At 28.9% G+C, this 13,373-nt stretch carries 12 protein-coding genes; 6 read left to right on the forward strand and 6 right to left on the reverse strand.

Annotation, left to right across the window (positions count from 1 at the left end; genetic code table 11):
* Nucleotides 1-11 precede the first annotated feature (11 nt).
* The 6 genes from ACI48Q_RS15205 to ACI48Q_RS15230 form a co-directional block, all read right to left on the reverse strand.
* Nucleotides 12-1,778, reverse strand: coding sequence for an ABC transporter ATP-binding protein (locus ACI48Q_RS15205; RefSeq protein WP_474919966.1), 1,767 nt, complete (start codon nucleotides 1,776-1,778; stop codon nucleotides 12-14).
* Nucleotides 1,779-1,893: 115 nt separating this feature from the next.
* Nucleotides 1,894-2,844, reverse strand: coding sequence for a helix-turn-helix domain-containing protein (locus ACI48Q_RS15210; protein WP_474919967.1), 951 nt, complete (start codon nucleotides 2,842-2,844; stop codon nucleotides 1,894-1,896).
* 56 nt (nucleotides 2,845-2,900) lie between these two features.
* A complete protein-coding gene (locus ACI48Q_RS15215) occupies nucleotides 2,901-3,503 on the reverse strand; it encodes an MptD family putative ECF transporter S component (RefSeq protein ID WP_474919968.1) in 603 nt (200 codons plus the stop codon).
* Nucleotides 3,504-3,516: 13 nt separating this feature from the next.
* Entirely contained in the window at nucleotides 3,517-5,034 is a 1,518-nt protein-coding gene (locus ACI48Q_RS15220; protein WP_474919969.1) for an ABC transporter ATP-binding protein, read from the reverse strand.
* A gap of 26 nt (nucleotides 5,035-5,060) precedes the next feature.
* On the reverse strand, nucleotides 5,061-5,789 hold the full coding sequence (locus tag ACI48Q_RS15225) for an energy-coupling factor transporter transmembrane component T (RefSeq protein ID WP_474919970.1): 729 nt from the start codon (nucleotides 5,787-5,789) through the stop codon (nucleotides 5,061-5,063).
* A gap of 345 nt (nucleotides 5,790-6,134) precedes the next feature.
* Nucleotides 6,135-6,869 carry an alpha/beta hydrolase gene (locus ACI48Q_RS15230; RefSeq protein ID WP_474919971.1) on the reverse strand — a complete coding sequence of 245 codons (735 nt, stop codon included), beginning with the start codon at nucleotides 6,867-6,869 and terminating at the stop codon, nucleotides 6,135-6,137.
* Nucleotides 6,870-6,936: 67 nt separating this feature from the next.
* Between ACI48Q_RS15230 and ACI48Q_RS15235 the strand changes: the two genes are divergently transcribed.
* From ACI48Q_RS15235 to ACI48Q_RS15260, 6 genes are all read left to right on the forward strand, one after another.
* Complete coding sequence (locus ACI48Q_RS15235) at nucleotides 6,937-7,782, forward strand: helix-turn-helix domain-containing protein (protein WP_474919972.1); 846 nt, start codon at nucleotides 6,937-6,939, stop codon at nucleotides 7,780-7,782.
* Nucleotides 7,783-7,892: 110 nt separating this feature from the next.
* Nucleotides 7,893-8,837: an ABC transporter substrate-binding protein gene (locus tag ACI48Q_RS15240; RefSeq protein ID WP_474919973.1), complete on the forward strand. Its 945-nt coding sequence runs from the start codon at nucleotides 7,893-7,895 to the stop codon at nucleotides 8,835-8,837.
* A 54-nt stretch (nucleotides 8,838-8,891) separates the two neighbouring features.
* On the forward strand, nucleotides 8,892-9,899 hold the full coding sequence (locus tag ACI48Q_RS15245) for a FecCD family ABC transporter permease (RefSeq protein ID WP_474919974.1): 1,008 nt from the start codon (nucleotides 8,892-8,894) through the stop codon (nucleotides 9,897-9,899).
* Nucleotides 9,892-10,914 (forward strand): FecCD family ABC transporter permease, encoded by a 1,023-nt coding sequence (locus tag ACI48Q_RS15250; RefSeq protein ID WP_474919975.1) that lies wholly within the window; start codon nucleotides 9,892-9,894, stop codon nucleotides 10,912-10,914. Before ACI48Q_RS15245 ends, ACI48Q_RS15250 begins: the two co-directional genes overlap by 8 nt.
* Before the next feature lie 10 nt (nucleotides 10,915-10,924).
* Entirely contained in the window at nucleotides 10,925-11,710 is a 786-nt protein-coding gene (locus tag ACI48Q_RS15255) for an ABC transporter ATP-binding protein (protein WP_474919976.1), read from the forward strand.
* Between the two features lie 373 nt (nucleotides 11,711-12,083).
* On the forward strand, nucleotides 12,084-12,923 hold the full coding sequence (locus ACI48Q_RS15260) for an FAD-binding oxidoreductase (RefSeq protein ID WP_474919977.1): 840 nt from the start codon (nucleotides 12,084-12,086) through the stop codon (nucleotides 12,921-12,923).
* The last annotated feature ends 450 nt before the right edge of the window (nucleotides 12,924-13,373 follow it).

Here is a 13,373-nt window from a genome sequence, read left to right on the forward strand (position 1 = left end):
TGAATTCCTCCTTATTCCTGATTGACTGCCCATAGTTTTGATCCAATATGTGCTGTCCACATATCATTATAAAGCCCTTTTTCTCTTAATAACTCTTCATGAGTACCTGTGATTTTAATTTTTCCTTTTTCTAGAACAACAATTTGATCTGCATTTTTTATAGTAGATAATCTATGAGCAATAACCAGCAATGTTTTTCCTTTCGTAAGTGCAGCAATAGATTTTTGAATTTTATTTTCATTTTCTGGATCAGTAAATGCAGTTGCTTCATCAAGAATTACAATTGGAGCATCTTTCAATATGGCACGTGCTATAGCAATTCGCTGTTTTTCTCCACCAGATAGTCTTCCTCCAGCTTCACCAGCACTAGTATGATATCCTTTTTCAAAATTGGAGATAAACTCATCACAACATGCAGATTTAGCCGCTTGTAAAACCTCCTCGTCAGTTGCCTTTGGATTGCCTAAGCGAATATTTTCAAGTAATGAACAATTAAATAAGAAATTATCCTGTGTAACAAAGCTAACCATGTCACAAAGCTGACTAAGAGGGATTTCTTTTATATTTATACCATCTATTTTTATTTCACCTTCACTTACATCCCAGAAGCGAGCAATCAATCTTGCTATGGTAGATTTACCACTACCAGAGGGACCCACCAATGCTGTAAAATTTCCTTGAGGAATCTTTAAACTTAAGTTCGATAGTACCTTATTGCTAAGATATTCATCACCTGTACTATCATAGGAGAATGAAACATTATTTAACTCAATATCATATCCTTTTACAAAAACCAACTTGTTTGTATTTTCCAATTCTTTTAGGTTAAGCAGTTCAGCAGCATCTTTCACAGCATATTCAATGGATTTTAAGTCATTAATGAACACTGTAAAACTTGTCAATGGACCTATGATTCCCAAGGATAAAATCATACACATAGTAAGTTCTGATGGGCTTAAACTTCCTTGTTTGTAAAGAAGCATTCCTATAGGTAATGTACCAAGCAAAGTGGAAGGTAAAACTGCTCCACCAAAATTCATTAATTTCCATGTACTTCTAAACCAATCTAAAGTGTACTCTTTGAAAGAATATATGGCTCTTTCAAACTTTTCATAGGAGGTTGTGGATTGATTAAAGGCTTTAATAACTTCTATCCCTTCAATGTATTCAACAATGACTCCATTGACATAGGTACTAGCTTCCATATAGTCGGCATATTTTTTATTAAAGTTTTTCATCATAAAGCCGTAAGCAATAGAGGCAATGGGAACTGTTATAATTGAGCCTAAGGCCATACGCCAATCTATCATGAGGATATAAATAAAAACACAAATAGGCAATAATAAATTTGAAAATCCTTCTGGGATTAAATGGGCAAGAGGAAGTTCTATTGTTTCCACTCTATCTATTACAATGCTTTTTAATTTTCCCACTGTCTGGTTTAATACTGTACCGAGTGGTGCATGCATTAATTTATCTGCCATGGACATTCTCATTCCCTCTAAAATTGTATAGGCGGAAACATGTGATAGTATTGTTGAAAAAGCATGGAATAATAATTTAATTACATATCCTAAAAGACAAATAGATGACCAAAATAATATATCGTGTACAGACTGTTTTCTTTCAAAAAAGAGAATGATTATCTGATATACTCCAAAGTAGGGAATTATGCCTCCCCCTACACTAATAATTTCTAAGAGAATAGAAAAAACTAATTTTCTTCTACAGGGCTTTGCAAATTTCATAACCGTTTTTAGCCAAGATTCTTGATTCATAATAATCTCCTTTCTAAATCTTATAAAAATGGGAATAGTTAGAGCTCTATAACTATTCCCAATTATATTGTATATTTAGTGACCCATCTACTCTAATGGGTCCAGGAGGCTCCATTTAGACAATAGAATTTCTATATTCCTTTGGTGATTTTCCTATAACAGCTTTAAAGGCTGATGCAAATTTACTTGAATTATCATATCCAACCTTATGGGCTATGTCAGAAATATTTTCTTTAGTTTGTCTTAGCATAATAGCCGCTTTATTCATACGATATACTCTAATATAAGAATATATTGAAGTTCCATATACACCTTTAAAGCATAGTTTCATTGAGGTTAAAGGAACATTGAATTTTTCTGAAAGCTCATCTAATGTATAGTGATATTCTAAGTTCTTTATAATAAATTCTTGAATTGCCTTTATTTTTTCAACTTGAGTTCTATAATAATATGGTCTTTTATCAAAATTTTTAGGAATCTCTAAAATACTTAAATGAAGCAGTAGCTCCAAAATTTTTATTTTTAAATAATCATTTTTTATCTTATTAGGTATGGTATAAAACTCCAAGAATATATGTGCTATTACTTTATCTGCTTGAATAATAAAAGGTTTGCTTAACATGGAAAATTTCTTACTTAAAGCAGCTAAATCAATAGAAAATCCCCCATATAGCTGTGCCACTTCACTTGCTTCTTCAATGTGAAATATTAATGATATTCCATGGTAATGCTTAAGAGGGAATCCAAAGTTTTGAATATGATTTTCTCGACCGTTTATTTGCAAGTCACCAGCCTTCATATATACATAGGTATCATTGTCCAATTTCCATTCCATTCGCCCTTCACGGCAGAAATCAATGCAAAGAAAATCAGCTTTTGTATGAAACTGTGAAGAACAATTTTGCATATGAAAGTCATTATATAGCAAAGTAATTCCTGGGAATACCTTAATTGCCGTCATAATACCATCACCAGACTCATCTTTCATTTGGTAAATTGTACAATCTTCACTTTGACAAAAAGTAGTTATATTATCACCAAAAAAGGTTTTTTCTTCCCATGACATTTTATACATTCCTTTCTGTTTTAAATCCTATTTTTAGTGCAGAGTTCTTATTCAATTTACACAATTCCAGCTTTTTCGAAGTGCTTACGAAGTAATTTTTTACCCCATAGACAACCTAAAATAGAAGCAGTAACTGTTATAATGCATAAGATAATCATCATATGTAAGTTCATGATTTCTAAGCATTGCTTAACAATAGGTAGTGTACCTGTAGTTTTGGTTTTATATAATGCTATGTAAGCATCCTGCATATATACAAATGGAATATATTCACCAAGGGCATAGCCTAGCATAATAGAAGCGAATCCAGATACAGCTGCTATAAATTTATCTCTTCCTATTAAATTAAAGAGTAATTCGCCTACAATTCCGCCCGCTAAAATTCCCCAAAACATAATAGCTTTTGGTGCCATAGTAATCAGTGTGGAACCCATTAAAGCTCCACTGATTATGAATACACCCTTCATAGGGGCTTTAGCAATCATAAGCATGAATATAGTACCGCCCACAAGACCTAAAATAATTGGCAGTACTAACAAAATAGGAGGAAAGAAACCTATAGTGCATGCTATAATCCAGAACACTACTAATAATAGCGCATTAAAGATTCCAATGGTAATTAAATTTTTTATTGTATTATTTTTCTTTTTTGTATTCATAAAAAGCTCCTTTTTAAAAAATATTTTTCAATAAAACTTTGGAATAATATTCTGATAAAGACATTTTAGACACAGTATTTTCATCATCAAAATATAATATTGAATCAAAAGTCTGCAATGCAAACTCATAATCATGAGTGATGACAAAGATACTGCGGTTTTCTTTAGCCAAGCTGCGAATAATATTGCTAACCTTATTCATATTAATTCCATCCAATCCACTAGTTGGCTCATCAAGAAATAATAAGTTTGTATTATGCATACATGCTATGGCAATAGCAAGTCTTTGTTTTTGTCCACCAGATAATGTGGCAGGATGACAATCTTTAAACTCATAAAGTTGAAAGTATTTTAGATATTTATCTACTTTTTCTTTTTCCTCCACTGAAGCATTAAGTCCTGCAAGCATCTCCTCCATAACATTGGGTGCAAGAAACTGATAATCCACATCTTGCATTACATAAGAGGATTTTTTAATTCGCTTTCTTTTATTAGCGGATTTTTCATTCAATAAAATTCTACCTTGTTTGGGAGATGATAATCCCATTAGAACTTTTATCAAGGTACTTTTGCCGACACCATTCCTTCCAACAATACCAATTATCTCTCCTTTATAAGCTTTAAAGGAGACGTTGCTCCACAATGATTTCCTTCTGTTATATCTAAAAGAAAGTTCTTGAACACGCATTAGAGGAGTAGAAAGTTTACATAAATCATTAAATTTGTATTGAGATTTCATTACTTTTAAGTGTTCTAAATCAATTTGTCGCAATCCTTTCTTATGAAACCAATCCGAAGATTGATTTATAAATGTTTCTCCTTTAAAGATTTCTTGTATTTTGCCTTCTTTCATATAAACAACACGATCAACTAAATTTTTAAGATAATAAAGTTTATGTTCTGAAACAATAATAGTGCAGCCTTTTTCTTTTAATATTTTTAAGACTTCATAAAGGGATCTTGTCCCTTCATTATCTAGGTTTGCTGAAGGTTCATCTAAAGCATAAACTTCTGATCCTAATGCATAAACAGAGGCTAAAGCGACCTTCTGCTTTTCTCCGCTAGATAAATCAAAGATTTTTCTTTCCATTAAGGATGAGAGATTTAAACTATCTACAGTTTTGGAAACATTTTCTTGTATTTTATCTGTGGGAACCCCATAATTTTCACTTGGAAAGGAAATTTCTGTTTTTACATGCATTGTAAAGAATTGTGAACGTGGATCTTGGAAAACAGAACCAACCTTATAGGATCTGTCTCTTATGGATTCGGTTTTTATGCTTTGACTACATACAAAACCTTTTCCTTTTAGTTCACCGCTATAAAAAGATGGAATCAATCCATTGATACATCTTGTTAATGTGGTTTTTCCGCATCCGCTTTCTCCAGTAATAACTATAAATTCTCCCTGTTTTACACTTAGATTTATATCTGTTAAATTTTCTTTATAACTACCTTCATAGGTGAAATAAACATGTTCTAAGTGAATAACATCTTCCTTTTTCTCTTGAAATATCATTATTTTCTTCATGTAAATCGCCCCCTATTATCCATGAATCATAGGAAAAACTTACTTTTATCCATATAAATAAGACTGACTGCAATTAGAATACATATAAAACAATAAATGCTATCAATGGTTTGGAAACGGACATCGGAAAGACAAGTACGTTTGTTTGTAATATCAAGACCTTTACAAAGTGATGCTGCAGATAATTCATCCGATATTTTGCTACTTCTTATCAATAATGGAATAATAAAATTTTCTATAGTTTTCATAGGATGAAGTATAATACCAGTTAAGGAAGTATTTAAACCTCTCATTTTTAGGCTAATTTTAACGCAATTTATCTCATATATAATAGTGGGAATATATCTATAAACAACAGCAAAAGGTATTATAATTATTCTAGGAATATGCATGTTTTCTAAAGCTTTCATCAGCTCATTCATTGGCATTTTATTCAACATAATTGTAAAACATATGTAAGCCGGTAGTACACGAATAAACAATAGAATAATTAAATTAAACATCATAGTTAAATAAGGAATCTGTAATGTATCTAAGGTTTTATATAAAATTAATAAAATTATGTACTGCCACATCATCTGAATGGCTTTATCTTTCATGTTACTAAAAATCATTAAGAAAAGCATCATTATAAAAAGAATAGCTATGCCTTTATGACTGGAGAGTATAAAACTAACTAATGATACTAGAACTATTTGAAAAATCATTACTCGGCCATCAGGTTTTGTTGCTCTAAATTCAAGTAGTTTTTTCATAAAAAATTGAATCACGTCCTTTTTAGAATAGTACTGATCTGTTGTTTATCATATGCAGATAGTATAATAGGTAATGTTACAGATACTCTGGTATACATTCATGTATCATTAAATAGTCTAATATAAACTCTTAAGCTTGTCTGCTCTATAAGGACCATTATGCTCCATTTAGACAAATATATAAATTGAGAAAAATGTGAGTAAAAATGGAAAATAAAAAAGCACCTTAAGGTGCAGTGGAAGAAGATATATGCAATTGTCAGATTGTTTAATGTATAAGTAGCATAGCCAGTAATATATTCTTATAAGGCTGAAGCAAATCATTTATTTAAGAAGTAGTCACGATTAAAGCGAAAAAATATATCTAAGAGCCCTACTTATACTAGTAACTACTACAGAACCATGATTCTCTTCAGGTGCAATATAGATATCACAGTTATTATTAAAGCTTTTAATTTTATCATATATTTTTTGAGCTCCTTCAACCATATAACCTTCTTTTTCCCCAACACCTATAAAAATATTCTTTTCACTATTTTCTAAATTAGGGAAGTTTAAAAGTTCATAGTCATTCCACCACACTGAGGGACTGAAGGAAATTATATTTTTATATATATTTGATCCTTTTAATAAATTCCATAATACATAATATCCACTTAAAGAATGACCAATTATAGTAATATTATCTTTATCAAAGTTGATATTTGGTTCAATTATTGGTAGAAGCTCTTTTTCTACAAAATCATCAAAATTTTTACTTCCTCCAAGATTTTTAGGAACTTTTAATTTATTTTCTTCAGGAATGAAATAGCTCTCTGCTGGAGCTGTAAAGTCTAAAAATCGCTTCTCTTTTTTTTCAAATTCTTGATGAGATATACCTACAACTATTGAAGGTTTAACCCCAGTCTTGATATATAGTTGACCTTGTTGTTTTATACAAGATTTAACTATTTCAAAACAATTTCCACCATCTAGTACTATTATTAATGGTAGATTATCAGCTTTAAATTCCTCCGGAATATAGAAATTAATATCGTAAAAATTATTAGTATAATTTGATTTTATTTTAAATTTATTCATAAATTCACTCCTTTGTGCTAAGATTTAAAAATAAGTATAAAATAATAAGAGGTAAAGGTCAATAATTATGAAACAAAATATTAATTGGTTAATTGAATATTTTTCTGAAAATTCTATGGAGTTTGTTGATATTTTTAAGAGCAGTTTACCCCCTAAAGAAAAAGATCTTAATAGAAAAACTGCAAAAAATTTATGTGGAATAGTAATACCTGTACGAGGAGAATGTTCATTTTCTGTAAATGAGAGCAAATATAGTTTAAATAAAAACACAATACTCCACTGCGGGTCAAATATGGATATAAAAGTTGAAACAGAGAATATGGGTATAGAATACTATGTAGTTCATTATAAAAATATTTTAACTACAGAAAAATTCAAAAACGTAGAGCAGGAATCTTTTTACTTAGAAATTGAGGACAGGCTATCTCTGCTAAAGTATTGTGAAATTATTAGGGATAGATCATTAAGTCCAGATAATTACTCGAAATTATCCTGTAAAGTTGATTTTATGAATTTAATAAATGCATTAATAAAAAATGTGAGAGTTTCACAATATAGTGATAAATTGAAATTAGTAAATAAGGGAATTGAATATATAGATAAAAATTTCAATGAATTAATAACAGTAAGTGAAATATCAGATATCCTAGAAATAGATAGAAGAAGATTTAGTGATGTTTTTAAAGAAGTTACAGGATTGTCTCCTATAAAATACTTAACAGAATATAGATTAAAGGAAGCAAAAAGATTATTAAAGTTTTCTTCTTATACAATTTCTGAGATATCTGATATGACTGGATATAATGATTGTTTCTATTTCAGCAAAACCTTCAAAAAAAATGTAGGAGTATGTCCTAGAAAGTATAGAGAAATTAATAATAATGTTACTACAAGTTTCATAGCTAAAAAGTAGTTCGGCAAAAGTACAAAAAAATATCCCGAAAGTATATTTTACCTTTCATATGATTTTGCTAAAATAATTATGAATTGAAAATGATTATCATTACAAATAGGGAGGGTAACATGAAAAAATATTTAACATTATTATTATCAGTAGTTTTATTTGCAAGCTTAACTGCTTGTTCTACAAAAGATTCTTCAAAAAAAAGTGATGTAGAAAATAAAGATACAGCATTTACAATAAATTATTTAGGTCAAGAATATTCTTTTGATAAGAAGGCTGAGAATGTAGTTCTTGCAAGTCTAGAAGGAATGGAAGATGCAGCAGCTTTAGGAGTTGAAGCAGTAGGAGTTTTAGAAGTTGCTGGAGAGGTACCTAAATATTTGGCAGAAGACTTTAAAGGTGCAACTTTAGTTGGAGATAAAATGAGTCCTAATTCAGAAGTTATATTAGGCTTAAATCCTGATGTTATTGTGGGAAGTTCAAAATTAGGAGAGGAAATCACGTCTAAGTTAAATAAGATAGCAGTAACATTACCATATTCACACATATCAGCTAACTGGAAAGATAATCTTTTAGCGTTAGCAAATATAACAGATAAAGTAGAAGTAGGTAATAAAATAATTTCAGATTATGAAGAAAAAGCTTCAAAGAGTAAAGAAGAAATTTCAAATAAATATAAAGATCAAGATATTTTAGTTATTAGAATTAGACGTGGATTAATGTATGTATATCCAGCAGATGTATATTTAAATCCAGTTTTATATAATGATTTAGGTCTAAAGATTCCTGAGGTAGTTACTCAGGCAAAAGCACAAGCTGAATTAACTATTGAAACTTTAGCAAAAATAAATCCAGATGCGATTTTCTTACAATTTGATGATTCTGAGAATTCAGATACACCTAAAGCTTTAAATGAATTATTAGAAAATCCTATATTTAAAAGTATAGAAGCTTCTAAAAATAATAAAGTATTTGTTAATACTGTTGATCCTTTAGCTCAAGGAGGAACAGCTTGGTCAAAAGTTAGGTTCCTAGATGCGGTTGTAGATAATTTATTAAAATAACAAAATTATGCCAGTCATATAATTATGACTGGATAATTTTTTAAGGGGATAAATATGAAAGGTTTTAATAAAAAATTTTTATTAATATTTATAATATGTATAGTAGGAATAATTAGTGTGACCATTTTATCTGTTAGTATGGGAACTAAAGAGATACCAAAAGAAGTCATTTATGATGCAGTATTTAAATTTGATGAAAGCAATGTAGATCATTTAATAATAAAAAATAATAGATTGCCAAGAGCTATTGCTGTACTAGTTGTTGGAGGCTTTTTAGCAGTAGCTGGAGCAATTATGCAAGGAATAACAAGAAATTATTTAGCATCTCCTTCGTTAATGGGAGTAAATGATGGATCGGCTTTTTTTATTACCATAGCTATGGTTTTTTATCCAGGGCTTTCAAATGGAAGTTTAATTTTAGTTTCAATAATTGGATCAATAGTTGGAGCTTTATTAGTATTAGGAATAGGTTCATCTATAAAAAATGGGCTATCACCTGTTAGACTTGCAATTATAGGAACAATAGTAGGAAGTTTTCTAAGTAGCTTAGGTTCTGCCATTGCAATGTATTTTCAAGTATCTCAAACTATTTCAGCTTGGTATAATACAAAAGTTCATACTGTAAATAATGATTTATTAAAAATCATAATACCAATAGGAATTATTGGAATTCTAATAGCAATAATAATATCTAAGGATATTACTATAAGTTCATTGGGAGAAGATATAGCTATTAGCCTAGGGCAAAGAACAAACATAGTAAAATATTTATCTATGGGAGCAGTAGTATTACTTACAGCGACTTCTGTTGCATTAGTCGGGAAGATTGCTTTTGTGGGACTAGTAATACCTAATATAATAAGAATTTTAGTGGGACATGATTATAAATATATTATTCCTTACTCCTTAATTGGAGGAGCTTTCTTTTTAGGATTATGTGATTTATTAAGTAGATACATAGAATATCCATTTGAAACACCTATTGGAACTGTAACGGCTATTATAGGAGTCCCTTTCTTTTTATACATGATAAAAACTAAGGGGGGTTCAAAAAATGCGTAATAAAAAACTTAAATATTCCTTTGTAATAATAATATTTCTTTTGTTAATATTATTATCTTTTTATTTACATCTAACTAATGGAATGTTTGATATAAGCGTAATTGAAGTATTTAAAACCCTATTTAATTTAACTGATAATGAAAAATTCAGATTAGTAGTGTTTGAATTTAGACTTCCAAGGATAATTATAGCCATATTAGTTGGGATAGGATTATCAATAGCTGGACTTTTTCTTCAAGGAATCACAAAGAATGAATTAGCTGATCCAGGAATATTAGGAATAAATTCTGGTGCAGGGGCAGCAGTAATTATATATATGTATTTTGTTAATTTTAATTCATCAGTATCTGATGGAAGTAATTTTTTTAGTATCTTTGCTATGCCTATATTTGGATTTATAGGTGGTGTTTTAGCAGCGATATTAATCTTATTATTTTCAAAAAATAATAAAAAGATGGATATGCAAAGGCTTATCTTAACAGGTATAGCAATAAATAGTGGATTTTCAGCTATTTCAATGCTTTTTTCTATGAAAATGAATTCTTCAGATTTTGAATTTGCAGCTATTTGGCAAGCAGGCTCAATATATAATGCAAATTGGACTTTTATTTATATGATGCTTCCTTGGATAATAATTTTAGGAGTCTATCTTTACAAGAAAGTTCATTTACTAGATTATTTTCAATTAGAAGAGAGTAGTATAGTTAGCTTAGGTATAAATTTAGAGAAAGAAAAAAGAAAATTATTATTTGCGTGTGTCGGATTAATTAGTTCTTGTGTATGTGTTGCTGGAAACATAGGATTTATTGGATTAATGTCACCTCACATAGCTAGGCAATTAGTAGGTATAGAACATAGAAAACTTATGCCAGTAACTGCTTTAGTTGGAGTTTTTCTTTTAATATTATCAGATTTTATTGCTAAAACTGTTTTTGCACCATCAGAATTAGCTGTAGGAATAGTAATATCTATAATCGGAATTCCTTATTTTATATATTTATTATACAAATCATAAGAGGTAAAATATGAAAAATGCTATTAATATAAAAGATTTAAAAATAGGATATGATAAAAAAATAATAATAGAAGAGTTAAATCTTAGTCTTGAAAAAGGAAAGATAACTAGTATTATTGGTTCCAATGGATGTGGGAAATCAACTCTGTTAAAAAGTATAGGTAGGATACTTAAAAAAGAAAAAGGAGAGATATTTCTTCTAGATAAAAATATGAATAATATGAATAGTAAAGAAATAGCAGAAAAATTAGCTATATTATCTCAAAATCCTACTGCACCTTCTCAGCTAAAAGTTGAAGAGTTAGTTTCTTATGGAAGATATCCTCATAGAACTAATATAAATAAATTATCTAATAAAGATAAAAATAAGATTGAATGGGCATTGAAAGTAACAAATACTATTGATTTTAGAGATAGAGAATTATCTGATTTATCAGGTGGTCAAAGACAAAGAGTATGGCTTGCTATGGCATTAGCCCAAGAAACAGACATATTATTGTTAGATGAACCAACTACTTTTTTAGATATGTCTCATCAACTTGAGGTGCTTAATATTGTAAAAAATTTAAATGATAAACATGGATGTACTATAGTAATGGTTTTACATGATATAAATCATGCTGCAAAGTATTCTGACTTTATTATAGCAATGAAGGATGGAAAAATACTTTATAAAGATAAGCCAAATTTAATAATGAATAAGGAAGTTTTGAAAAACATTTATAATATAGATGCAGAGCTTGTAAAAAATAAAAATTACAATGTTCCTTTATGTTTAAATTATGAACTATTATGATGAATTTAAAAAAAAGCACCTAAGCTAAACAGGTGCTTTTTTTAAATTTCTAATTCAGAGATACAGTTCTTTATAGATGTATAGTCTCTAGGGCTATTGGACTTGTTCTTTATTGTTCAGAACATTTATTTTCTATTCCACACATAAATTACGATACATTATAGACTGCCTTAGAAAATACTTTATATATAACAAATATTAAATAAATCATACAAGTTATTGGATGAAATATCTATAATATTATTCATTCACTTGCTTCCATGACTCAAAATAAGAGTTTGAAATATAAATTTCATACTAAAAATTTAGCATAAGTGATATAATATGGAGAGGTAATATTACTTAAAAACTATTAATGGAAAGGGGCAGGGACATGAGTATAAAGGACGTCTATGAGAAATATACCACAGAATCCATACATGAAATTATGGAGAGGTATTCAAAGGGAACCAATGGAATTACATGGAAAGGGTTTAAAGAGCTATTGGTAGTTAATAAAGTTAAAGAAAATAAGGATATAACATCTTTCTATTTTAAGGCTATGGATGGAAGTAAACTACCTAAGCATATACCAGGTCAATTTTTAACGATTAAAGTGAATAATGATGATGAAAAATATAAAAATGCACTAAGAACCTATAGTTTATCTATGGTACCTAATAGTGAAGTTTATAGAATAAGTGTAAAGAGAGTAGAAGGCGGCTTAATAAGTACTTACCTACATGATAATTTAAATGTAGGAGATACAATTTTAGCTATGAGTCCTATGGGAAGGTTTACTTTAAAGTCTGGAGATAAAAATAGACCATTGGTACTTATATCTGGAGGGATAGGAATAACTCCACTTATGTCTATGCTTTATGAAGATGCTGGAGATAGAGAAAGAATATATTTTGTTCAGGCAATACAAAATTCCTCTGTACAGACCTTTAAAAAAGAAATAAACTACATTATAAATAATAATAAGGGAATAAAAAACATATTATTTTACAATGAACCTTTAGAAAGGGATATTTTAGGAATAGATTATCAATTTACAGGTTTTATAGATGAAAGGTGGATTAAATATAATCTACCATTAAATTCGGATTTCTATTTCTGTGGACCACCACCATTTATGAAGAGTATTTATAAGGCATTAATCAATCTGGGAGTTAATAAAGAGCAAATTGATTTTGAGTTCTTTGGTCCAAAAGAAGATATACTTTCTTAAATATAATATATAAATTGCAATTAAGCTTATACATTATACAAGTAGGCATATTACAAAATTGAATTAACCAGAACTTCATATTATTGCTGCTCAAAGATTTCTGAAAATGGTATTCACAGTAATAATATGAAGTTCAATTTAAATAGTTTATAAAAAAGCCTATTTGTATTAAGAAGTTCCATTATTACAATCTATATATTTTATAATAGATTAACGTAAGCTACAAAGTATTCTTATAAAGGCTTTCCAGAGCTCCATAAGAATACTTTGTAGCTCTTATTATTTCAAAAACATGATAATAAGATTAAAAAAATCATTAATTATAAAATTATTAGAAGAACGTTAAGCAAAAATAAGGAATATATGAAATTTAAATTTAGATTTTATCAGATTTTGTAGATTATATTCATAAAATTATTTGACTCAATGATCAAAAATTGTAGTATAATA

It is taken from the genome of Clostridium sp. LXY-7 (assembly GCF_056172015.1).

What these genes read in the sequence shown, in the direction of transcription:
- ACI48Q_RS15250 (WP_474919975.1), top strand. Translation starts at nt 9,892, where the DNA reads ATGCGTAATAAAAAACTTAAATATTCCTTTGTAATAATAATATTTCTT.
- ACI48Q_RS15220 (WP_474919969.1), bottom strand. Translation starts at nt 5,034, where the DNA reads ATGAAGAAAATAATGATATTTCAAGAGAAAAAGGAAGATGTTATTCAC.
- ACI48Q_RS15205 (WP_474919966.1), bottom strand. Translation starts at nt 1,778, where the DNA reads ATGAATCAAGAATCTTGGCTAAAAACGGTTATGAAATTTGCAAAGCCC.
- ACI48Q_RS15225 (WP_474919970.1), bottom strand. Translation starts at nt 5,789, where the DNA reads ATGAAAAAACTACTTGAATTTAGAGCAACAAAACCTGATGGCCGAGTA.
- ACI48Q_RS15235 (WP_474919972.1), top strand. Translation starts at nt 6,937, where the DNA reads ATGAAACAAAATATTAATTGGTTAATTGAATATTTTTCTGAAAATTCT.
- ACI48Q_RS15245 (WP_474919974.1), top strand. Translation starts at nt 8,892, where the DNA reads ATGAAAGGTTTTAATAAAAAATTTTTATTAATATTTATAATATGTATA.
- ACI48Q_RS15215 (WP_474919968.1), bottom strand. Translation starts at nt 3,503, where the DNA reads ATGAATACAAAAAAGAAAAATAATACAATAAAAAATTTAATTACCATT.
- ACI48Q_RS15260 (WP_474919977.1), top strand. Translation starts at nt 12,084, where the DNA reads ATGAGTATAAAGGACGTCTATGAGAAATATACCACAGAATCCATACAT.
- ACI48Q_RS15210 (WP_474919967.1), bottom strand. Translation starts at nt 2,844, where the DNA reads ATGTCATGGGAAGAAAAAACCTTTTTTGGTGATAATATAACTACTTTT.
- ACI48Q_RS15255 (WP_474919976.1), top strand. Translation starts at nt 10,925, where the DNA reads ATGAAAAATGCTATTAATATAAAAGATTTAAAAATAGGATATGATAAA.
- ACI48Q_RS15230 (WP_474919971.1), bottom strand. Translation starts at nt 6,869, where the DNA reads ATGAATAAATTTAAAATAAAATCAAATTATACTAATAATTTTTACGAT.
- ACI48Q_RS15240 (WP_474919973.1), top strand. Translation starts at nt 7,893, where the DNA reads ATGAAAAAATATTTAACATTATTATTATCAGTAGTTTTATTTGCAAGC.